This is a genomic window from Rugamonas brunnea (assembly GCF_014042345.1).
GTDB lineage: Bacteria > Pseudomonadota > Gammaproteobacteria > Burkholderiales > Burkholderiaceae_D > Rugamonas > Rugamonas brunnea.
In genome coordinates, this window is the sequence record NZ_JACEZT010000006.1 from 22,016 (window position 1) to 42,217 (window position 20,202).

A 20,202-nucleotide genomic window follows, 5' to 3' on the forward strand; every position below is an offset into this window, starting at 1 on the left:
AAGCGCGTCGTGCCTGAGCCTAACGATGCAGACCCCAGCCGGGACCGCGCCAGCGCCGTCCCGGCTGTTTTTTTTACGTCACGACCAGGTCGGCGGCACTCAAGGCGTGCACGCCCACCAGCGTGGCGAACTGGATGGCCGCGCCTTTGCCGTTGCCGTCAGCGTCGTAGCTGAGCGCACCGGTGGTGGTGTTGAACAGCACGTAGTCGTTGGCGTCGCCGGCACTGCCGTCGGCGCTGGCGCGGAAGTTGGCGGCCGCCAGCGTGCCGGTGGTCAGTAACTTCTTGAACACGGCGTTCTCCAGTTGCAGCATATCAACCCCGGCCTGGAAGTCGAGCACGCTGTCGAGGTTGCCGCTGCCCGGCGCCGTCTCGAAGCGGAACACGTCGGCGCCGTTGCCGCCGGTGAGCGTGTCGTTGCCGGCGCCGCCGATCAGCAGGTCGGCGCCGTCGCCGCCGTTGAGCACGTCGTTGCCAGCCAGCCCGGACAGGGTGTTGGCGCCGCTGTTGCCAGTCAACACATTGGCCAGCGCGTTACCGGTGCCGTTGATGGCGGCCGTGCCGCTCAGTTGCAGGTTTTCCAGGAAGTTCCCCAGCGTCCAGGTGATGCCCGCTTCCACCGTGTCCACGCCGCCGGCGTCCGTCTTGCTGGTGGCCGTGGTGGTTTCCAGCACCTTGTCGCTGGCATTGTCGACCACGTAGGTGTCGTTGCCGGCGCCGCCCAGCATGGTGTCCGCGCCGGCGCCGCCGTCGAGCCGGTCGTTGCCGGCGTTGCCGTACAGCGTGTCGCTGCCGCCCAGGCCGTTCAGGCTGTCGCCGTAGGCCGTGCCGTTGAGCGTGTCGTTGCCGGCCGTGCCGGCCTGGTAGCCGAGCACGGCGCCGGTGGCCGCGCTACCCGCCATTTCGGCCGTGCCGTGGCCGTCCACGTAGCTGGCCAGCACGGTGATGGCCTTGCCCACCTGCGCACTGCCCAGCACCAGGCTGGCGCTGGTGGCGCCGGCGATATTGGCGCCGTCGGCCTGCCACTGCCAGTGCAGCGTGCCCATGCCGTCGGCGTCGGCCAGGGTGCTCACCGCGTTCAGGGTCTGGCCCTGGGTGGCGCTGCCCGTGATGGCGACGCCGCCGGTGGGTGCGTCGTTTACGTTGAGCACGGCGGCCGTGGCGTCGCTGCCCACGGCCTCGGCGTTGCCCTGGCCATCCGTGTAGCTGGCCAGCACCGTGATGGCCTTGCCCACCTGCGCTTCGGTCAGCGTGAGGCTGGCGGCCGTGGCGCCGGCGATGGCGCTGCCGTCGGCCAGCCATTGGTAGCTGAGCGTGCCCATGCCGTCGGCGTCGGCCAGCGTGCTGGTGGCGTTCAGGGTCTGATTTTGCTGCGCCACACCGTCGATCAGGACGGTGCCGGTGGGCGCGTGGTTGACGGGCACCGTCACGGCGGGCGCCACCACGAACAACTGGCTGGCGCTGATGCTGGCGCCGTGGCCGTCGTCGATCTGGTAGCTCAGTTCCACGGGGCCGCTGTATTGGCTGGCCGGCGTGAAGATCCAGCCGCTGCCGTCGGCCAGCGCTTGCAAGGTGCCGGGGGCGTCGGTGGTGATGCTGCTCACTTGCAGGGCGTCGCCGTCCGGATCGCTATAGCCTTGCAGCAGGCTGGCGGCGCTGATCACGTAGTCGCTGTCCTGCGCGCCTTCGGGCAGCACGGCCGTGGCCGAGCCGATGGGCGCCTGGTTCAGGTGCACGCTGAGGGTGCCGATGGACGGCGAGAGCACCACGTCCAGGCCGCTCTGCATGTCCAGCCAGATCGATTCGATGGACGCGACGCTCTTGGCCGAGGCGATGGTGTCGTTGCGGTCCCAGATTTCGCTGACCAGCGCGCTGGCCGGGTCCAGCCCCAGCGTGGCGGCGATGGTGGCCTTGTCGGCCAGGTTGAGCACGCTGCCGTTGTTGTGCGCAAGCAGGATGGCCTGGGTGACGGCCATGCCCGTCTCGTCGCTGCCGAGCGAGGTGGTGACGGCGATCTGCACCAGCTTCTTCTCCACCGCCAGCGCGGCCGCGTCGGCCGGATTGGCTTGCAGCGCGGCCCAGGAATCGTAGTGCGCCAGGTCCACGCTGGCGGCGATGCCCAGCGCCTGCTTGATGATGGCGCCCGCTTCGGCCGGCGATGCGCCCAGCGCCACGGCGTCCTGCAGCAGCGTGGTGAGCGGGTTTTCCACGCTGGCGCCGACCGGTGCGCTCAGTTGCAGCAGCGTGATGGTGAAGTCGCCATTGCCCGGCGCGGCGATGGACTTGGCGCTGCTGGTGACGGCTTCGGCCTGGCCCGCCAGGTCCACGTACTGGGCGCTGACGGTGATGTTCTGGCCGATCTGCGCCTCACCCACGACGAAGGTGTCGCCGCTGACGCCGAGGTCGACGCCGTCCGCATACCAGGTGTAGCTGACGCCGCCGGCCGGCACGCCGTCGCTGTCGGACACCTTGGCCGTCAGCGTCTCGCCCAGCGCGCCTATGCCGCTGAGGAAGACGATGCCGGGCTGGTTGGGCGGCGTGGTCGTGGCGCCGCCCGTGTCCACCAGGCTGACGGTGCCGTCGGCGCCCAGGTTGTACAGGCCGTCGGCGAACTGGACGTGCTCGATGGCGGTGAGCGTATCGCTGCCGTCGGCGGCGGAGCTCACCGTGTAGTGGCTGCTGGCCGCGTCGAAGCTGATCGTGTAGTCGGCCTTGTGGCCGGCGTAGATGGCGGTGTCGCTGTCGGCGCCGCCGTCAAGGTTGTCGTTGCCGGCGTCGCCCTTGAGCTGGTCGGCGCCGCTACCCCCGTACACGGTGTCGTTGCCGGCGCCGGCCACAATGATGTCGTCGCCGCCGCCCGCGTAGACGGTGTCGTCGCCGGCTTGCAGGTCGAAGTATTCATCCTTGGCGCTGCCCGTCAGCACGTCGCTGCCGGCCGTGCCGCCGCCCGAGGTGGCCACCACGCCCGAGCCGGGGATGGTGCCGGCCGTCAGGTTGGACAGGAAGATGCCGCTGTCGTAGATGTGGTCGCCCGTGTCGGCGATGCCGATCTTGATGTGGTTGGTGGCGCCGGCCACGATGGGCGCGACGATCTTCAGCACATGGCTGACGCCGTCGTATTCGATGGGCAGGGTGTTGCCGGCGTTGTCCTGGAAGTAGCCGGCGGCCAGGTTGGCGCTGACGACGCTGAGCGGGTGGTTGGGGTCGTGGTTGAACAGCGCGTAGTTGACGCCGTTGACCATCACCACGGCCGAATCGACGAACTGGTCCACCCATTCGGGGAATTCGTCCGAGCCGAACACGACGTCAAAGCTGACCGAGGTGGCGTTCGGGTCGCTCACGTTGAAGTCGAAGGCGAGCGTGGTGGCGTCGTAGGACTGGGTCTGGAACACGGTATTGACGACGGCGTCGATGTCGGCGTCGCCGGCGCCGCCGTTGTCGGTGCCGAACCATGGCATGGTGTTGACGGTGCCGGGCGTGGTGCCCGAGGTCAGCAGCAGGCCGGCGCCGATGCCCAGCGCGGCCAGCGAACCGTCGTACAGGTTGACGGCGTCCGCGCCCGAGGCCTGCAGCGCGATCGAGCTGTCGACGATGGTGATGCCGGAATTGGCGGCGAGCAGGGCGCCGGTGAGCGCGCTGACGCTGCCGCCCGCGTAGGGAGTGAAGATTGCCATGGTGGTCGTCCTTGTCGTGTGGGGTTACGGGCGGCCACGCCGGCCTGCCGCGTCTGGTCATCGATGACTATACGGATGCAAGCTGTACTCAAGCTGAAGAAAGTGATGCCAATTCGGCAAGCTGGTGGCGTTGGCGTTGGCGTAGGCGTAGCCGTAGCCGTAGCCGTAGACGTTGATGTTGACGTTGGCTTTGGCGTTGGTATTGGTGCCAGCGCCGGCGACGGCGGTTGGCGAGCTGGCCGTGCGGGCCGCCCCTCAGGGCGCCGGGAAGCTGACGCTGGCGAGAAAGCCGCCCAGCGCTGGCGAGCGGCCGTAGTGCAGGGTGGCGCCGTAGGAGGCGGCGATGCCGGCCACGATGGACAGGCCCAGGCCGTGGCCGGCCGTGTCCTCGTCCAGGCGCACGCCGCGCCGGGCCAGCCGTTGCAGGTCGGCGTCCGGGCAACCGGGGCCGTCGTCCTCGACGGTGAGGGCGATGGCGCCGTCCGGCCCGGTGGCCACCCGCACCAGCACCTGGCCCTGGGCCCACTTGCAGGCGTTGTCGAGCAGGTTGCCGGCCAGTTCCAGCAAGTCCTCGCGGTCGCAGCGCAGGCGCAGGCCCGGTGTCAGTTCGCAGCGCAGCGCGATGCCGCGCGCCCGGTACAGCATGCGCAGCGTGGCCGCCAGCGCCTCGATCTCGGTGGCCAGGTCGACGGCCACGCCGGCGTTGGCGGCGCCGGCCACGCGCGCGCGGCGCAGTTCGCTGTCGATGCGCTGGCGCAGCTGGTCGAGCTGCGCCAGCATCTGTTCGGCCAGGCGCGGATCGTGCTGGTCCCGCTCGCCCTCGGCCATGTGGGTCAGCACGGCCAGTGGCGTCTTGAGCGCGTGCGCCAGGTTGCCCAGCGAGGCGCGCGAGCGCTGCAAGCGTTGGGTGAGCAGGGCCAGCAGCCGGTTCAGTTCGCGCACCAGCGGCAGCACTTCGGCCGGGACCCGTTCACCCAATTGGTCGATGTCGCCGTGTTCAAGCCGGCCCACGTCGGCCCGCACCCGGTCCAGCGGCAGCAGGGCCCAGCGCACGATGGCCACCTGCACCAGCAACAGCAGCGCGAACATCAGCAGCGAGGCGCCGGTATAGCGCGTCATCAGTTCGGCCAGCGCGGTATCGATGGGCAGCACGTCGGAGGCGACGGCGATGGTGACGGCGCGCCCGTCCACCGTGTAGCCCGACGCGCTCAGCAGCAGCTGGCGACCCGCCGGCCCCGGCACCAGGGCCACGGCGCGCGCACCGTCCGGCTGGCGGACCACGGACAGCGTGGCGCCGGCCAGCGAGGGTGAGCCGATGGCGGGCTGGCCCTCGGCGATGATCTGGAAATAGCGGCCCGATGCGGGCGACAGGAAGGCCGGGTCGAAATGGCGGATGGCCAGCCGCAGCGGCTGGTCGGGCAGGGGCGTGAGGCCGCTGTAGAGTTCATCGGCGTCCTGGGCCAGTTCGCCGGCGATGTATTCCTTCATCACGGTCTGCAGGGTGGCGCCCACCACCGTGCGCTGGACGGCGTACATGGCGGCCAGGCTGAGCACAAGCCCCAGCAGCAGGGCCGCCGCCAGCGAGCGCATCACCCGGCTCCGCCGAACACATATCCCTGGCCGCGGCGGGTGGCGATGTAATCCGGCCCCAGCTTGTTGCGCAGGCGGTTCACGTGCACTTCGATGACGTTGCTGTCGCGCTCGCTGTCATTGTCGTACAGGTGTTCGCTCAAACGCGTCTTGGACAGGATCTGGCCGGGATGGAGCATGAAATAGCGCAGCAGCCGGAATTCCACCCCCGACAGCGCGATGGCGCGCGCGTCGAGCAGCACGGACTGGCGTTTCTCGTCGAGCGTCAGGCCGGCCACGCTGACGGCGCCGCCCGGCTGGGCATGGCTGCGCCGGATCAGCGCCTGCAAGCGCGCCAGCAATTCCTCGGTGTGGAAGGGCTTGCCCAGGTAATCGTCGGCGCCGGCCTGGAAGCCGTCCACCTTTTCATACCAGGCGTCGCGCGCCGTCAGGATCAGCACCGGCACCGGGTTGTGCTGCGCGCGCCAGTGGCGCAGCGTGTCCAGGCCCGAGCGCTGGGGCAGGCCCAGGTCGAGGATCACGGCGTCGTAGTCCCATTCCGTGCCCAGGTGTTCGGCGTCGACGCCGTTGTCGGCCACATCGACGGCGTAGCCGCGCCGGCTCAGGTCTTCCTTGAGCCGCGCCGACAAGCGGGTGTCGTCTTCGACCAGCAATATCTTCACGCCATGCTCCGGGATGGTTCTTGTCCTGAGGTTAACATCAGCACGGTGGCCGGGGCAGGTGAAATCATCACCGGGCTTGATGGCGCAGCCGGATCGCGTGGCCGCCGTGGCAAGGTCCCAACATAGCCAGCAGGGCAACAGTTCTGCCAAATAACATTTTCCGGATGAAAGCCCTTGTCATTCTGCCGAGGGCTCTCTATAATGCTGGTCTTCGGGCGGTTAGTTCAGCTGGTTAGAATACTTGGTCGACATCCAAGGGGTCGCAGATTCGAATTCTGCACCGCCCACCAGAACACTTGTAGTAAGCAGTAAAAAAGGTAAGATTGCAGTACCACGGGCGGTTAGTTCAGCTGGTTAGAATACTTGGTCGACATCCAAGGGGTCGCAGATTCGAATTCTGCACCGCCCACCAGAACATGTAAGAGCGAGAAAGGCAATCCGGTTATGACACCGCGAACTACGACCAAGTATTGGGAGTGACGCTAGTCGAACGGGATTCTTTTGCTCTAAAAAAGAAAAAGCGCGGCTAGTCCGCGTTTTTTTTCGTCCGTATTTTTGCAGTTAAATTATTTGCAGTATTTTTCGGCACGCGCCGCTTTGGAGATCAATATGCTTTCAGTCCGCCTCCCAGATGGTTCGGCCCGTCAATTCGACGGCCCAGTCACCGTAGCCCAAGTGGCGGCCAGCATCGGTACTGGCCTCGCCAAGGCCGCGCTGGCCGGCAAGGTGGATGGCAAGCTGGTCGATACCTCCTTCCTGATCGAAAAAGACGCCGACCTGGCCATCGTCACCGACAAGGATGCCGACGGTCTGGAAGTGATCCGCCACTCCACGGCCCACTTGCTGGCCTACGCCGTCAAGGAACTGTTCCCCGACGCGCAGGTGACCATCGGTCCCGTGATCGAAAACGGCTTCTACTACGACTTCTCGTACAAGCGTCCGTTTACGCCGGACGACCTGGTGGCGATTGAGAAGAAAATGGCTGAACTGGCCAAGAAGGACGAGCCGGTCACCCGCAAGGTGCTGCCGCGCGACGAGGCGATCGCCTACTTCAAGTCCATCGGCGAAGCGTACAAGGCTGAACTGATCGAAGCCATTCCGGCCGACCAGGAAGTGTCGCTGTACACGGAAGGCAAGTTCACCGACCTGTGCCGTGGCCCGCACGTGCCCTCGACGGGCAAGCTGAAAGTCTTCAAACTGATGAAGCTGGCCGGCGCCTACTGGCGCGGCGACTCCAAGAACGAAATGCTGCAGCGCGTGTACGGCACGGCCTGGACCAAGAAGGAAGACCAGGAGCAGTACCTGTTCGCGCTGGAAGAGGCGGAAAAGCGCGACCACCGCAAGCTGGGCAAGCAGCTCGATTTCTTCCACTTCCAGGACGAGGCGCCGGGCCTGGTGTTCTGGCACCCGAAAGGCTGGACCATCTGGCAGCAGGTCGAGCAATACATGCGCAACAAATACCAGGTCAACGGCTACCAGGAAGTGAAGGCGCCGCAGATCCTCGACGCCAGCCTGTGGGGCAAGACCGGTCACTGGGACAACTACCGCGAGAACATGTTCGTGACGGAGTCGGAAAACCGCTCCTACGCGCTGAAGCCGATGAACTGCCCGGGCCACGTGCAGATCTTCAACAGCAACATGCGCAGCTACCGCGACCTGCCGTTGCGTTACGGCGAGTTCGGCCAGTGCCACCGCAACGAGCCGTCCGGCGCGCTGCACGGCATCATGCGCGTGCGCGGCTTCACCCAGGACGACGGCCACATCTTCTGCACGGAAGAGCAGATCGAGCCGGAAGTGGTGGCCTTCCACACGCAGGCGATGGAAGTCTACAAGGACTTCGATTTCAACAACATCGAAGTGAAACTGGCGCTGCGCCCCGACAACCGCATCGGCACCGACGAGGTGTGGAACGAGGCGGAAGACGCGCTGCGCTCCGGCCTGCGCGCCTGTGGTGTGACGTGGACCGAGCTGCCGGGCGAGGGCGCCTTCTACGGCCCGAAGATCGAGTACCACCTGAAGGATTCGCTGGGCCGCCCATGGCAGGTCGGCACCATGCAGGTCGACTTCTTCATGCCCGAGCGCCTGGGCGCCGAGTACGTGGCGGCCGACAACAGCCGCCAGGTGCCCGTGATGCTGCACCGGGCCATCGTCGGTTCGATGGAGCGCTTCATCGGCATCCTGATCGAGAACTACGCGGGTGCCTTGCCGATGTGGCTGGCGCCGGTGCAGGTGTCTGTCCTGAACATCTCCGATTCGCAAGCCGACTACGTGCAGGAAGTGGCTGAAAAGCTGCGCCGGTGCGGGTTCCGGGTGCAGACCGATTTGCGGAACGAAAAGATAACGTATAAAATACGCGAACATTCCGTCCAAAAACTGCCCTACATCCTTGTAGTTGGCGACAAAGAGCGGGATGCCCATACCGTGGCTGTGCGGGCACGGGGCAACGTCGACCTGGGTGTCATGTCCGTCGATGCCCTGGTGGAACGACTCCAGCAAGATGTCGCAAACAAAGCCTGACGAGGCAACTCGCAGCGCGGCCGAATACTCAGACATTAAAAGGAAACACCATAGCTACTGACAAGTCGCATCGCATCAATGGCGAAATCACTGCCCCTGAAATGCGTTTAACTGGGGTCGATAACGAGCCTCTCGGTATCGTGACTTTGGCCGAAGCCTTCCGCCTGGCGGAAGAGGCAAACGTCGACCTGGTGGAAATCGCGCCGACCGCGCAACCACCAGTGTGCCGTTTGATGGACTACGGCAAATTCAAGTATTCGGAGCAGAAAAAGGCTCACGAAGCGAAATTGAAGCAGAAGGTCATCTCGGTGAAGGAAGTCAAATTCCGTCCCGGCACCGATGACGGCGATTACAATATCAAGCTGCGCAACCTCGTCAAATTCCTCGAAGATGGCGACAAGACCAAGATCACGCTGCGCTTCCGCGGCCGTGAGATGGCGCACCAGGATATTGGCTTCCGCATGCTGGAACGTTTGAAGGCCGACCTGGAACCGTTCGGCCAGGTCGAGCAGTTCCCGAAGATGGAAGGCCGTCAGATGATCATGGTGCTCGCTCCCAAGAAGAAGAAATAACACGCCGCACAATGCCAGCCGGCGCCCCGCGTGGGCGCCGGTTGCAATTTGCGTGCACGATTGCGGCGGTTGGTCTATAATGGCCGGCTGTTGTAATGTAGTGGACTCGCATCCGCTGCAATAACAAGTGAAAGCAGGCATCTAAGTGCAACGTAGTGTTGCCACCTGCAATCCTGTTGATATGGAGCTGTCCGTAAGAGGACAGATTGCTATGCCAAAAATGAAAACCAAAAGCTCCGCGAAAAAACGTTTTCGCGTGCGTCCAGGTGGTACCGTTAAATCGGGTATGGCGTTCAAACGCCACATCCTGACCAAGAAGACCACCAAAAACAAGCGTCAGCTGCGCGGCACCCGTAACATCAACGCCTCGGACGTCACGTCCGTGCTGCGTATGATGCCATCCGCTTAATCTCACACTCATTTAAGGAGCTACTATGCCTCGAGTAAAACGTGGGGTTACTGCGCGTGCCCGTCATAAAAAAGTACTGAACCTGGCCAAGGGTTACCGCGGTCGTCGCAGCAAGGTATACCGTATTGCCAAGCAAGCAGTGATGCGCGCTGGCCAGTACGCCTACCGCGACCGTCGTAACAAGAAGCGCGTCTTCCGCCGCCTGTGGATCGCCCGTATCAACGCCGCTTCCCGTGAGCATGGCGTGACCTACAGCGCATTCATGAACGGTCTGAAGAAAGCTTCGATCGAACTGGACCGTAAAGTCCTGGCCGACATGGCTGTGATGGACAAGCCAGCCTTCGCTGCGATTGTCAACGTTGTGAAAGCAAAAATCGCTGCGTAAGCATTGATTTTGTCTGCGCCACCCCAGGGGTGGCGACCAAAAGAACGGGGCAAAGGTGTATACCTGTGCCCCGTTTTTGATTGAGGAAAACGAAAAGCATGGACTCCCTGGAACAACTCGTCGCCTCCGCGGTGCAGGATTTCATGGCCGCGCAAGATGACGCGGCCGCACTGGAAAACGCCAAAGCCAAATACCTGGGCAAGACCGGCCAGATCACCGAATTGATGAAGGGCCTGGGCAAGCTGGACCCCGAGCAGCGCAAGGCGCAAGGCGCCCTGATCAACGCCGCCAAGGGCCAGATCGAAGCGGCCCTGACGGCCCGGCGCGACGCGCTGGCCGACGCCCAGATGCAAACCCGTTTGAATGCCGAGGCCATCGACGTCTCGCTGCCAGGCCGCGGCCGCGCCGGCGGCGGCATCCACCCCGTGATGCGCACGTGGGAGCGGGTCGAGGCCATCTTCCGTTCCATAGGTTTCGACGTGGCCGACGGCCCCGAGATCGAGAACGACTGGACTAACTTCACGGCCCTCAACAGCCCGGAAAACCATCCGGCCCGTTCCATGCAGGACACCTTCTACATCGAAGGCAACGACAGCGAAGGCAAGCCGCTGCTGCTGCGTACCCACACCAGCCCGATGCAGGTGCGTTACGCGCGCAGCCACACGCCGCCGATCAAGGTGATCGCGCCGGGCCGCACCTACCGCGTCGACAGCGACGCCACCCACTCGCCCATGTTCCACCAGGTGGAAGGCTTGTGGATCGCCGAGAACATCAGCTTCGCCGACCTGAAAGGCGTGTACCTGAACTTCGTCAAGGCCTTCTTCGAGACGGACGACCTGCAGGTGCGCTTCCGCCCCTCGTACTTCCCGTTCACGGAACCGTCGGCCGAGATCGACATCGCGTTCGGCTCCGGTCCCCTCAAGGGCCGCTGGCTGGAAGTTTCCGGTTCGGGCCAGGTCCATCCGACCGTGGTGCGCAATTTCGGGCTGGACCCGGAAAAGTACATCGGCTTCGCGTTCGGCTCCGGCCTCGAGCGCCTGACCATGCTGCGCTACGGGATCAACGACCTGCGCCTGTTCTACGAAGGCGACCTGCGTTTCCTCAAGCAGTTCAACTAATCGTCTAAACGGTTTATACCATGAGCGGTCGAGCGCCTCTGCGCTCCCGCTTTCTGAACAATTTTTGCGGCTGAAAGCTCGATTATGCAATTTTCCGAAAACTGGCTCCGTACCATGGTCGATCCGAAGATGACTTCGGACGAACTGGCCCATCTGCTGACGATGTCCGGCCTGGAAGTAGAAGAAGTGGAAGCGGTGGCGCCGCCGTTCTCGAACGTGGTGGTGGGCCACGTGCGCGAGATGATGAAGCACCCCAACGCCGACCGCCTGAACGTGTGCCAGGTGGACGTGGGCACCGGCACCCTGCTCAACATCGTGTGCGGCGCGCCCAATGTGCGCCCCGGCCTGAAAGTGGTGTGCGCCATGGCCGGCGCCATGCTGCCGCCCGGCGCGGACGGCAAGCCGTTCGCCATCAAGGTGGGCCAGCTGCGCGGCGTCGAGTCGCAAGGCATGCTGTGCTCGGCCAAGGAACTGAAGCTGTCGGAGGAGGGCTCGGGCCTGCTGGAACTGCCCGACGACGCGCCCGTGGGCAAGAACTTCCGCGATTACTACGCGCTCAACGACCTCAAATTCACCATCAAGCTGACCCCGAACAAGGCCGACTGCCTGTCCGTGCTGGGTGTGGCGCGCGAAGTGTCGGCCTTGACGGGCGTGCCGCTGAACGCGCCCCAGTGCCGTCCGGTGGCCGTCACCTGCGACGAGGTGCTGCCGGTCAAGGTGTCGGCGCCCGACCTGTGCGGCCGCTTCTCGGGCCGCGTGATCCGCCACCTGAACGCCAAGGCCACCACGCCGGACTGGATGAAGCAGCGCCTCGAGCGCAGCGGCCAGCGCCCGGTGTCGGCCCTGGTCGACATTTCCAACTACGTGATGCTGGAACTGGGCCGTCCCTCGCACGTGTTCGACCTGGCCAAGATCCACGGCGGGCTGGACGTGCGCTGGGGCAAGGCCGGCGAAACCATCAAGCTGCTCAACGGTAACACCATCAGCGTGGACGAGTGGGTCGGTGTGATCGCCGACGACAAGGAACTCGAATCGCTGGCCGGCATCATGGGCGGCGACGCCACCGCCGTCTCGCTCGACACCGACAGCATCTACCTGGAAGCGGCGTTCTGGCATCCGAACGCGATCCAGGGCCGCGCGCGCCGCTACAACTTCTCGACCGACGCCGCGCACCGCTTCGAGCGCGGGGTGGATTACGCCACCACGGTCGAGCACATCGAACGCATCACCTCGCTGATCCTGGAAATCTGCGGCACCGCGCAAACGCTGGTGGGCCCGGTCGACGACCACGTGGTCAACCTGCCGCAGCGCCAGCCCGTCACCATGCGCGCCGACCGCGCCCGCAAGGTGATCGGCGTGGCACTGGACGACGCCGCCATCGCCGACATCTTCACGCGCCTGGCGCTGCCGTTCACGGTGGCCGACGGCGTGTTCAGCGTGACGGCGCCGACCTACCGTTTCGACATCGAGATCGAGGAAGACCTGATCGAGGAAGTGGCCCGCGTCTACGGCTTCGAGAACATCCCGACCGTCGCGCCGGTGGCCGCCAACACCATGATCATCGCGCCCGAGAACACCCGTTCGCCGTTCGCCGTGCGCCACCAGCTGGCCGACCTCGGCTACCAGGAAGTGGTCAACATGAGCTTCGTGGAAGCGGCGTGGGAGCAGGACTTCAGCGCCAACGACGCGCCGATCAAGCTGCAGAACCCGATCGCCAGCCAGCTCAGCGTGATGCGCTCGTCGCTGATCGGCAGCCTGGTGGCCAATGTGCGCTACAACCTGAACCGCAAGGCCAACCGCGTGCGCGTGTTCGAGATCGGCGCCGTCTACCTGCGCGACGCCAGCGTGGCCGATGGTCCGCTGACCGTGGCCGGTTACCACCAGCCCAAGCGCGTGGCCGCCATGGCCTACGGCCCGGTGGCCGACGAACAGTGGGGCCAGTCCTCGCGCAACGTGGACTTCTTCGACGTCAAGGCCGACCTGGAGCAGTTGTTCGCGCCGGCCGTGGCCCGTTTCGTCAAGGCCGAGCATCCGGCCCTGCATCCGGGCCGTTCGGCCCGCATCGAGATCGACGGCAAGACCGTCGGCTACCTGGGCGAGCTGCACCCGCGCTGGATGCAGAAGTATGACCTGCCGCAAGCGCCGGTCGTGTTCGAGGTTGATGCTGTTGCTCTTGAGCAACGCACGGTGCCCGTCTATGCGGAAATCTCCAAGTTCCCCGGCGCCACGCGCGACCTGGCCGTGGTGGTCAAGCAAAGCGTGCCCGCGCAGGACCTGCTGGACGCGTTTAATGCCGTGGCGCAAGAAAATCCGCAGGGCAAGATTGTGCAAGCCATTGTTTTGTTTGATGAATATCGCGGCAAAGGGCTGGAAGCGGATGAAAAATCGCTTGCTTTCCGCTTTAGCTTGCAAGATACTCAAAACACCCTGCAAGACGATGTGGTCGATGCCGTGATGGCCGCGCTGGCCAAGGCGGTCAAGCAAAAGCAGGGCGCACGCTTGCGTGCCTGAGCGCCCCCGGCGGCCCCGCGCGGGCCGCATCCTGGGCAATCGGTGGGAGTCCGGCCCGGTCCGGATTCCCCCATATTTTGATAAGGCAGGGCTGTAAAATTACTACCAACGACGTGGATTCCGCCGTCCTTCAATCCGCACTGGCGGCCGATTTGCATCGGGCCATGCAGGTAGCCAAGGTACGCCAGGAAGCGGAAAAAGATTTGCCGACGCTGACCAAGGCGGAGCTGGCCGAATTGCTGTTCGAGCAAGTCGGGCTCAACAAGCGGGAAGCGAAGGACATGGTCGAGACCTTCTTCGACGAGATCCGCAACGCGCTCGAACGCGGCGAGGCCGTCAAGCTGTCCGGCTTCGGCAACTTCCAGCTGCGCGACAAGCCGCAGCGGCCGGGCCGCAACCCGAAGACGGGCGAGGAGATCCCCATCACGGCGCGCCGCGTGGTGACCTTCCACGCCAGCCAGAAGCTCAAGGGCATGGTCGAGGAAAGCAATCCGGCCATGGCGCGCGCCGCCTGAACTGGGACTGATCCGCGATGAACGACCGCCCCGCCAAAGCCGACCTGGTTGTGTTGCCGCCGATACCGGCCAAGCGCTATTTCACGATCGGCGAGGTGAGCGAGCTGTGCGGCGTGAAGCCCCACGTGCTGCGCTACTGGGAGCAGGAATTCACCCAGCTCAAGCCCGTCAAGCGGCGCGGCAACCGGCGCTATTACCAGCACCATGAAGTGCTGCTGATCCGGCGCATCCGCGAACTGCTGTACGAACAAGGCTTCACGATCAGTGGCGCGCGCAATAAACTGGACAGCCGGACGACCGATTCCGCGCAAGGGGAGTATGATGGTGCCTCCGGCTTGGACGGCAGCGCGCCGCCAGCCGCCGCTCCGCCCCTGGACCGCGCGCTGATACGCAGCGAACTGTTGGCGATACTGACCCTGCTCCAGTGAGCGGGCGCAGCGGAAAGAAAAGGCGCGCACGAGGCGTCTTTTTTTTCGTCCCCGCCATCACCCTGTCGGCGGCAGTGTTGGATAGCATTGTTAAATCGCATTGTTAAATCTTTAGTGCTATACTATTAATGTTAATTTTTTTGCCAGTATGCAAGTTGACTGGCGAAGGTGGTGTGAAACCAGGGACCGCCGGTTCCGGTTCCGGCACCACGAGGGGAAACAATGATACGCGTTGCCATTTGTGACGACCACCAGATAGTCCGCGCGGGCTTCAAGCAAATTTTTTCGTCGGCCGAGGATTTCGATGTGGTGGCCGAGGCCGGCAGCGGGCGCGAGGCGCTCGACATCGCGCGGCGCGAAATCTGCGACGTGCTGCTGCTCGACATCGCCATGCCGGACCAGAGCGGCATCGACACGCTGCGCACCATCCGCCAGGGCCAGCCGGACTTGCCGGTGCTGATCCTGTCCGGCTATCCGGCCCAGCAATACGCGCTCAACCTGTTCAAGATGGGCGCCAACGGCTACCTGAACAAGGAATGCGAGGCCGACGAGCTGATCACGGCCGTGCGCACCGTGTACCAGGGCAGGCGCTACGTGAGCGCCACCGTGGGCGAGCTGCTGGCCCAGACCTTCGACCGCGACCCCAACACGGCGCCCCACACGGAGCTGTCGGACCGCGAGTTCCAGGTATTCCTGCGCCTGGCGCGCGGCGCCACCGTCAGCGACATCGGCGTGGCGCTGTCGCTGAGCATCAAGACGGTCAGCACCTACCGCACCCGCATCATGGAAAAAATGGGCATGCAGTCCAATAGCGACCTGACCTATTACGCGATGAAAAATAATCTGCTCGACTGAAACCAGTTGATTGCGAGGGGGCGCACGGTAGGGTTGCTGCGCTGCGACAGTTGGCCGCCCAGACTATAATGGGATAGCTTGGCGCAACTGTGCGACTAACCTCTCGAAGGATGCTTATCAGGATGTATTTCACCGCCACCACGGCACCCTTGCACCGTCTGCCGTTGTACAAGACCATATTGTGCGTCGCCTGCGTGCTGATCCTGATCGCCAACGGATTCAGCCTGTTCCACAATTTGCAGTCGCTCAAGGGCGCCAACTTCCTGCAAAGCCAGAGCTCGCGCGTTGCCGACCGCCTGCAATACCTGAACGTGCTGGTGCTGGACGCCGAGAGCAGCATGCGCGGCTATTTTATTTCCGGCCGCGAATCCTACCTGGGCCCGGCCCGCACCGCCGTGACGGAGTCCGAGAGCGAATTCAAGGAACTGGAAAAACTGCTGGCCGACAGCCCGTCGCAACTGCGCAACCTGGCCCAGTTGCACACGCTGGTGCGGCGCAAGCTGGCGCTGCTGAACCAGTCGATCGACGTCTACCGCGAAGGCGGGCTGGACGAGATCGTCAAGATCGCCAAGGTCAGCGACGGCCGCTCCAGCATGGACGAGATCCGACTGCAGGTGGTGATCATGGAGCAGGAACAGTATGAAACGCTGGCCGCGCGCAGCGCCATGTTCTACCACGAGTACCAGAAGGCCGTGCTGCTGGGCATGGGCATCAACGCCATGGCCATCATCGTGCTCATCATGTTCTACCAGTTGGTGCGGCGCAGTTTCCAGAACCGGGCCGCCGTCGAGCATGCCTTGCAGAAGGCGAACGAGAACCTGGAGTCGACCGTGGCCCAGCGTACCGAGCAGTTGTCGGTGCTGTCGCGCCACCTGATCAGCATCAGCGAAGAGGAAAAAGTCAGGCTGTCGCGCGAGCTGCACGACGAGCTGGGCGCCAACCTGACCTCGATCGGCATGGATATCGCGGCCGTCACCCAGCAATTGCAGAAGACGGCGCCGGAACTGGCCACCCAGTTGCGCCGCGCCCGCGCCACGCTGGTGGAAACGGTGGAGATGAAACGCCGCATCGTCGAGAACCTGCGCCCCAGCCTGCTCGACAACCTGGGCCTGTGCGCGGCCATCGAAAGCTATTGCGACGAGTTCAGCCGCCTGGCCCAGGTGCGCTGCGACGTGGACATTTCCGCCGAGCTGGAAAAGGAAACCGGCCGTTCAGGCGATTTGTCGATCGCGCTGTTCCGCATCGTGCAGGAATCGCTGACCAATATCCGCAAGTACGCCAAGGCGGGCCGGGTGTCCGTCATGCTGCGCCGTACCGTTGATGGGCTGGTGCTGCGCGTAATCGATGACGGGGTGGGGATCGCGGCCAACACGGTGGCCAAGCCCATGTCGCATGGCATCCTCGGGATGCGCGAGCGGGCCTTGCTGCTGGGCGGCACCCTGACCATACGGCGCGGCCGCAACGATGCGGGAACCTGTATCGAAGTGCATATCCCGCTGCGCCGCAAGCCGGCGGCGGGCGTGGCGCAACCGCCGGAGGTGGTGGCCATGCAGGCAGCCATGCAGGCCAATGTATCCAACAGCGCCAGCGCGGCGGCAAGCGCGCCGGCTGGCGTCACGCCGAACGCTGGCACGCCAGCGCCCGGCCCGGCGCATGTCAGCAGCGCGCCACATCCAGCAGCAGACGGTCATATTCTGTCTTCGCCACCTTGTAGCACTCGCCCGCATACTGTTCCAGACCTGGACGGTCGAGCACCGTGATGTTGCCGCGGCGGTAGGTGATCATGCCTTCGTCCTGCAGCTTGCCGGCGGCGGCCGTGATGCTTTCGCGCCGCACGCCGAGCATGATGGAAATCATTTCCTGGGTCACCTTCAATTCGTTCGAGGGCGAACGATCGAGGCGGTCGAGCAGCCAGCGGCACAGTTTCTGTTCGATCGAGCTGTGCATGCCGCCCACCGTGTTTTGCGCCATCTGCGCGAACAGCGCGGTGTTGTAGCGCATCAGGAGCTGGGGCAGGGCGCCGCCCTGGTTGAAGGCGTCGCGCAGTTGCTGGGCCTTGAGGCGGTAGCCATAGCCGGCACTTTGCACGACGGCGCTGCACATGGCCCGTTCGCCGGCGAACAGCGACACGCCGGCCACGCCTTCATGGCCGACGACGGCGATTTCCGTGGTGGCGCCGTCTTCCATCACGTACAGCAGCGAAACAATGGCCGTGGTGGGGAAATACACGTTGTCGAGTGTGGCGCCGTAGGTGAAGAGCTCTTTGCCGAATGGCAGTTGTACCAGTTCCAGGTGTTCGAACAGCGATTCCAGCACTTCGCGCGGGAGGGCGGCCAGCAATTCGTTCTGCTGGGCGCCGCTGTGGCTGACAACCGGCCTTGGCACAAGCTTGAGCTCCCGGGACTGGGCGGAGGCGCTACGGGCGCGCGGCGCTTTGACGGTGGCAACAAGTTGAGTGTTGTTCATTTTCTTCCTCGCAGACTTAAAGTACAGGTGGCAGGCAAGGCCCGGCATGAGGAGCCTTGCGTAGTGCAGTCACTTTAAGCGTTAAGTTAGATAGCGAACATAAGAGGACTAGTCGCCCCCATGTAGGCTAGCAACATGCAGCTTTGTCAGCCTATTCCTACTGTAGAGCCAGACCCGGCCCTGCCATGGCCGCGCAGGCGCGGCGGCCGTGGTTGCGCCTGCTGCTGTCCCGGTTGTTATGCTTGTCGTTGTTTTTGTTGCATCGTTTTGCGGGGCGCCAGCCGTGGTTTGTTGGCCGACCAGGCGCCCGCCGGCGCCACGGCCGGCAACGCGCCGGCCGTGGCGGTCGTGCTGGCCGCGCCCGAGGCCGGATGACCGATGGCGGGGGCGTCGTCGCCGCGGTCCAGCCGGAAGCGGCTGACGGCCTGGGCCAGCTGGGCCGTCTCCGCGTGCAGGCGATCCGAACCGTCACTCGCCTGGCGCACCAGGGCCGCATTCTGGCCCGTCATCTGGTCGATGCGGGCCAGCGCCGCGCCCACTTGGGCGATGTCGGCGCTCTGGCCGGCCTCGGCGGCGCTGATCTGCTCGATCACGGCGGCCGCCTCGCGCACGGCTTGCACCACCTCGTCCATGGTGCTGCCGGCCACGGCCACCAGTTCGCTGCCCGCTTCCACCTGGGCCACGGAGTCGCCGATCAGTTGCTTGATTTCCAGCGCGGCGGCCGCCGAGCGCTGGGCCAGGTTGCGCACCTCGCCGGCCACCACGGCGAAGCCGCGTCCCTGTTCACCGGCGCGGGCCGCTTCCACGGCCGCGTTCAGGGCTAGGATGTTGGTCTGGAAAGCGATGCCGTTGATGACGCCGATGATGTCGACGATGCGGTTCGAGCTGCCGCGGATGGAGGCCATGGTGTCGACCACGGCGCCCACGGTGTGGCCGCCGCGCTGGGCCAGTTCCGAGGCCGACACGATCAGCTCGTGGCCGCGCTGGGCGTGGGCCGCGCCGCGCTGCACGGTGCCGGTCAGCTGGCGCATCGACGCCACGGTGTCGGCCAGCGCTTCGCTCTGGCTGCTGGTGTGGTGCGACAAGCTGGCGTTGCCGGCGGCCAGGGCGTCGGTGGCGCCGGCGATGGCGCCGGCGCCGCTGCGGATTTCCGCCACCAGCGTGGCCAGCGCGCCCGTCATGCCGCCAAAGGCGTTGACCAGGCCGCCGATCTCATCGTGGCCGCGCGAGCTGATGCGTTCAGTCAGGTCGCCGGCCGCCGCGCTTTGCACGGCGCCGCGCAGGTGGACGATGTCGCGCGAGAACGAGATGTAGAAACCGGCGAACAGCCAGGCGGCCAGCGCGGCCACGGCCAGCACGGCACCCAGCATCAGGTTGCGGCGCAGGCGGTCGCGCGCGATGCGCTCGGCCAGCAGCTGGTCCAGCACCTTGGCCGAGGCCGACGAGAAGCCGTACAGGCCGTCGATGGCCTGGTTGCCGGCGGCGTTGAATTCTTTGCCCGAGGTCTGGTTGTAGGAGTTGGTCACCTCGTTTTTGGCGCGTTCGAGGAAGGCCAGCGCGGCCGGCACGGCGCCCAGTTGCGGCTGCAGCACGGGCTTGAGCTGGGGATTGTTGCGGAATACGGCGTCGAACTGGGCCGGCACCCGCTCCAGGTCGTGGTGGGCGATCATGGCCGTGGCGTTGAGCAACTGATCCTCGTTGCCTTCAAGCAGACCGGTGTCGATGAAGGCGGCGCCGCGGCCGGCGATCACCGACAAGCCTTCCGCGATGTCGGGGAAGGTCTTGAGGAAGGAGGCGATTAGGTAATAGGTCTGCACTTCCGGGTCCAGGCTCAGGTTGGCGCGGTCGGCCACCAGCGTGGTCAGGTGGGCCATGTCGGCCACCAGCGCGCTGTGCAGGGCGAAGCTGTCCTTGGCGTCCAGCGTGGCCTGGCGCTGCAGCAGCTCGTCCCAGCGTTTCTTCAGCGCCTGCCACTCGGGCAGGGCGGCGACGCTGCCGGCGTCGGCCTGGAAGGTGTCGAGCTGGCGCATGCGCTCGGTGATGGCGTTGCGCTGGGGCGCCGGCGCCGCGTTGGCCGGGCTGGCGTGGCGCAGGTGCTCCTGGGCCCGCAATTGCTGGGTCAGCCGGGTGATTTCCTGCAATTGCACGATGTAGGCCACACCGCGCTGTTCCTGTTCCGTGCGGGCGATCGATTTGTGCAGTTCCTGCATCAGCATGGCCGTCACCAGCAGCAGCGGCAACAGGAACACGAGGCAGATCAGGGTGAATTTGGGCAGCAGGCGCAGGCGCTGCATCAGGGCGATGGCAGGCTGGAGAAGGGCAGTCATGTATTTTCCATAATTGAATTGGTGTTTCTTCAATGCAATAATGCACGGCAAATATGACAGCATGATGAATTTCCCTCATGCGCCGCCGCGTCATGTGGTTTTGCTTGGGGCCTGTGCAACAAATGCCGCATAATGCGAGCAACAGGCGCAGGCCGTCCCCGGCGTGCGCCCCTT

At 64.8% G+C, this 20,202-nt stretch carries 15 protein-coding genes and 2 tRNA genes; 12 read left to right on the forward strand and 5 right to left on the reverse strand.

Annotation, left to right across the window (positions count from 1 at the left end):
* Positions 1–73: 73 nt before the first annotated feature.
* The 3 genes from H3H37_RS10675 to H3H37_RS10685 form a co-directional block, all read right to left on the reverse strand.
* Positions 74–3,673, reverse strand: a complete 3,600-nt coding sequence (locus H3H37_RS10675) for a choice-of-anchor L domain-containing protein (RefSeq protein ID WP_182162213.1) — start codon at positions 3,671–3,673, stop codon at positions 74–76.
* A gap of 255 nt (positions 3,674–3,928) precedes the next feature.
* A complete protein-coding gene (locus H3H37_RS10680) occupies positions 3,929–5,263 on the reverse strand; it encodes a sensor histidine kinase (RefSeq protein WP_182162215.1) in 1,335 nt (444 codons plus the stop codon).
* Complete coding sequence (locus H3H37_RS10685) at positions 5,263–5,925, reverse strand: response regulator transcription factor (protein WP_182162217.1); 663 nt, start codon at positions 5,923–5,925, stop codon at positions 5,263–5,265. Before H3H37_RS10685 ends, H3H37_RS10680 begins: the two co-directional genes overlap by 1 nt.
* 213 nt (positions 5,926–6,138) lie before the next feature.
* Between H3H37_RS10685 and H3H37_RS10690 the strand changes: the two genes are divergently transcribed.
* From H3H37_RS10690 to H3H37_RS10745, 12 genes are all read left to right on the forward strand, one after another.
* Positions 6,139–6,215 (forward strand) — tRNA-Val (locus tag H3H37_RS10690).
* Positions 6,216–6,260: 45 nt separating this feature from the next.
* Positions 6,261–6,337: transfer RNA gene (locus H3H37_RS10695), tRNA-Val, on the forward strand.
* A gap of 197 nt (positions 6,338–6,534) precedes the next feature.
* Positions 6,535–8,442 (forward strand): threonine--tRNA ligase, encoded by a 1,908-nt coding sequence (gene thrS / locus H3H37_RS10700; protein ID WP_182162219.1) that lies wholly within the window; start codon positions 6,535–6,537, stop codon positions 8,440–8,442.
* Between the two features lie 50 nt (positions 8,443–8,492).
* Positions 8,493–9,014: a translation initiation factor IF-3 gene (infC, locus tag H3H37_RS10705; protein ID WP_182162641.1), complete on the forward strand. Its 522-nt coding sequence runs from the start codon at positions 8,493–8,495 to the stop codon at positions 9,012–9,014.
* Positions 9,015–9,225: 211 nt separating this feature from the next.
* On the forward strand, positions 9,226–9,423 hold the full coding sequence (gene rpmI, locus H3H37_RS10710; RefSeq protein ID WP_057262756.1) for a 50S ribosomal protein L35: 198 nt from the start codon (positions 9,226–9,228) through the stop codon (positions 9,421–9,423).
* A 25-nt stretch (positions 9,424–9,448) separates the two neighbouring features.
* Positions 9,449–9,808 carry a 50S ribosomal protein L20 gene (gene rplT / locus H3H37_RS10715; RefSeq protein ID WP_092271776.1) on the forward strand — a complete coding sequence of 120 codons (360 nt, stop codon included), beginning with the start codon at positions 9,449–9,451 and terminating at the stop codon, positions 9,806–9,808.
* A gap of 98 nt (positions 9,809–9,906) precedes the next feature.
* Entirely contained in the window at positions 9,907–10,926 is a 1,020-nt protein-coding gene (pheS, locus tag H3H37_RS10720) for a phenylalanine--tRNA ligase subunit alpha (RefSeq protein ID WP_182154760.1), read from the forward strand.
* Between the two features lie 84 nt (positions 10,927–11,010).
* Positions 11,011–13,437: a phenylalanine--tRNA ligase subunit beta gene (gene pheT, locus H3H37_RS10725; RefSeq protein WP_182162221.1), complete on the forward strand. Its 2,427-nt coding sequence runs from the start codon at positions 11,011–11,013 to the stop codon at positions 13,435–13,437.
* A gap of 164 nt (positions 13,438–13,601) precedes the next feature.
* On the forward strand, positions 13,602–13,952 hold the full coding sequence (locus H3H37_RS10730; protein WP_182162222.1) for an integration host factor subunit alpha: 351 nt from the start codon (positions 13,602–13,604) through the stop codon (positions 13,950–13,952).
* Between the two features lie 17 nt (positions 13,953–13,969).
* Entirely contained in the window at positions 13,970–14,380 is a 411-nt protein-coding gene (locus tag H3H37_RS10735) for a MerR family transcriptional regulator (protein WP_182162224.1), read from the forward strand.
* A 222-nt stretch (positions 14,381–14,602) separates the two neighbouring features.
* A complete protein-coding gene (locus tag H3H37_RS10740) occupies positions 14,603–15,235 on the forward strand; it encodes a response regulator (RefSeq protein WP_182162226.1) in 633 nt (210 codons plus the stop codon).
* A gap of 122 nt (positions 15,236–15,357) precedes the next feature.
* Positions 15,358–16,995, forward strand: a complete 1,638-nt coding sequence (locus tag H3H37_RS10745) for a CHASE3 domain-containing protein (protein ID WP_182162228.1) — start codon at positions 15,358–15,360, stop codon at positions 16,993–16,995.
* On the opposite strand, the gene H3H37_RS10750 is transcribed toward H3H37_RS10745, so the two are convergent.
* Together H3H37_RS10750 and H3H37_RS10755 are read right to left on the reverse strand one after the other, a co-directional pair.
* Complete coding sequence (locus H3H37_RS10750; protein ID WP_182162230.1) at positions 16,892–17,701, reverse strand: Crp/Fnr family transcriptional regulator; 810 nt, start codon at positions 17,699–17,701, stop codon at positions 16,892–16,894. The two genes, H3H37_RS10745 and H3H37_RS10750, sit on opposite strands and share 104 nt — an antisense overlap.
* A gap of 236 nt (positions 17,702–17,937) precedes the next feature.
* Positions 17,938–20,028: a methyl-accepting chemotaxis protein gene (locus H3H37_RS10755; RefSeq protein ID WP_182162232.1), complete on the reverse strand. Its 2,091-nt coding sequence runs from the start codon at positions 20,026–20,028 to the stop codon at positions 17,938–17,940.
* Between the last annotated feature and the right edge of the window lie 174 nt (positions 20,029–20,202).

Bases quoted from the DNA above. Each gene is read 5' to 3' on its own strand.
- H3H37_RS10755 (WP_182162232.1), bottom strand. From the start codon at position 20,028: ATGACTGCCCTTCTCCAGCCTGCCATCGCCCTGATGCAGCGCCTGCGC.
- rplT (WP_092271776.1), top strand. From the start codon at position 9,449: ATGCCTCGAGTAAAACGTGGGGTTACTGCGCGTGCCCGTCATAAAAAA.
- H3H37_RS10740 (WP_182162226.1), top strand. From the start codon at position 14,603: ATGATACGCGTTGCCATTTGTGACGACCACCAGATAGTCCGCGCGGGC.
- thrS (WP_182162219.1), top strand. From the start codon at position 6,535: ATGCTTTCAGTCCGCCTCCCAGATGGTTCGGCCCGTCAATTCGACGGC.
- pheT (WP_182162221.1), top strand. From the start codon at position 11,011: ATGCAATTTTCCGAAAACTGGCTCCGTACCATGGTCGATCCGAAGATG.
- H3H37_RS10675 (WP_182162213.1), bottom strand. From the start codon at position 3,673: ATGGCAATCTTCACTCCCTACGCGGGCGGCAGCGTCAGCGCGCTCACC.
- H3H37_RS10745 (WP_182162228.1), top strand. From the start codon at position 15,358: ATGTATTTCACCGCCACCACGGCACCCTTGCACCGTCTGCCGTTGTAC.
- H3H37_RS10730 (WP_182162222.1), top strand. From the start codon at position 13,602: ATGCAGGTAGCCAAGGTACGCCAGGAAGCGGAAAAAGATTTGCCGACG.
- H3H37_RS10750 (WP_182162230.1), bottom strand. From the start codon at position 17,701: ATGAACAACACTCAACTTGTTGCCACCGTCAAAGCGCCGCGCGCCCGT.
- H3H37_RS10680 (WP_182162215.1), bottom strand. From the start codon at position 5,263: ATGCGCTCGCTGGCGGCGGCCCTGCTGCTGGGGCTTGTGCTCAGCCTG.
- pheS (WP_182154760.1), top strand. From the start codon at position 9,907: ATGGACTCCCTGGAACAACTCGTCGCCTCCGCGGTGCAGGATTTCATG.
- H3H37_RS10735 (WP_182162224.1), top strand. From the start codon at position 13,970: ATGAACGACCGCCCCGCCAAAGCCGACCTGGTTGTGTTGCCGCCGATA.
- rpmI (WP_057262756.1), top strand. From the start codon at position 9,226: ATGCCAAAAATGAAAACCAAAAGCTCCGCGAAAAAACGTTTTCGCGTG.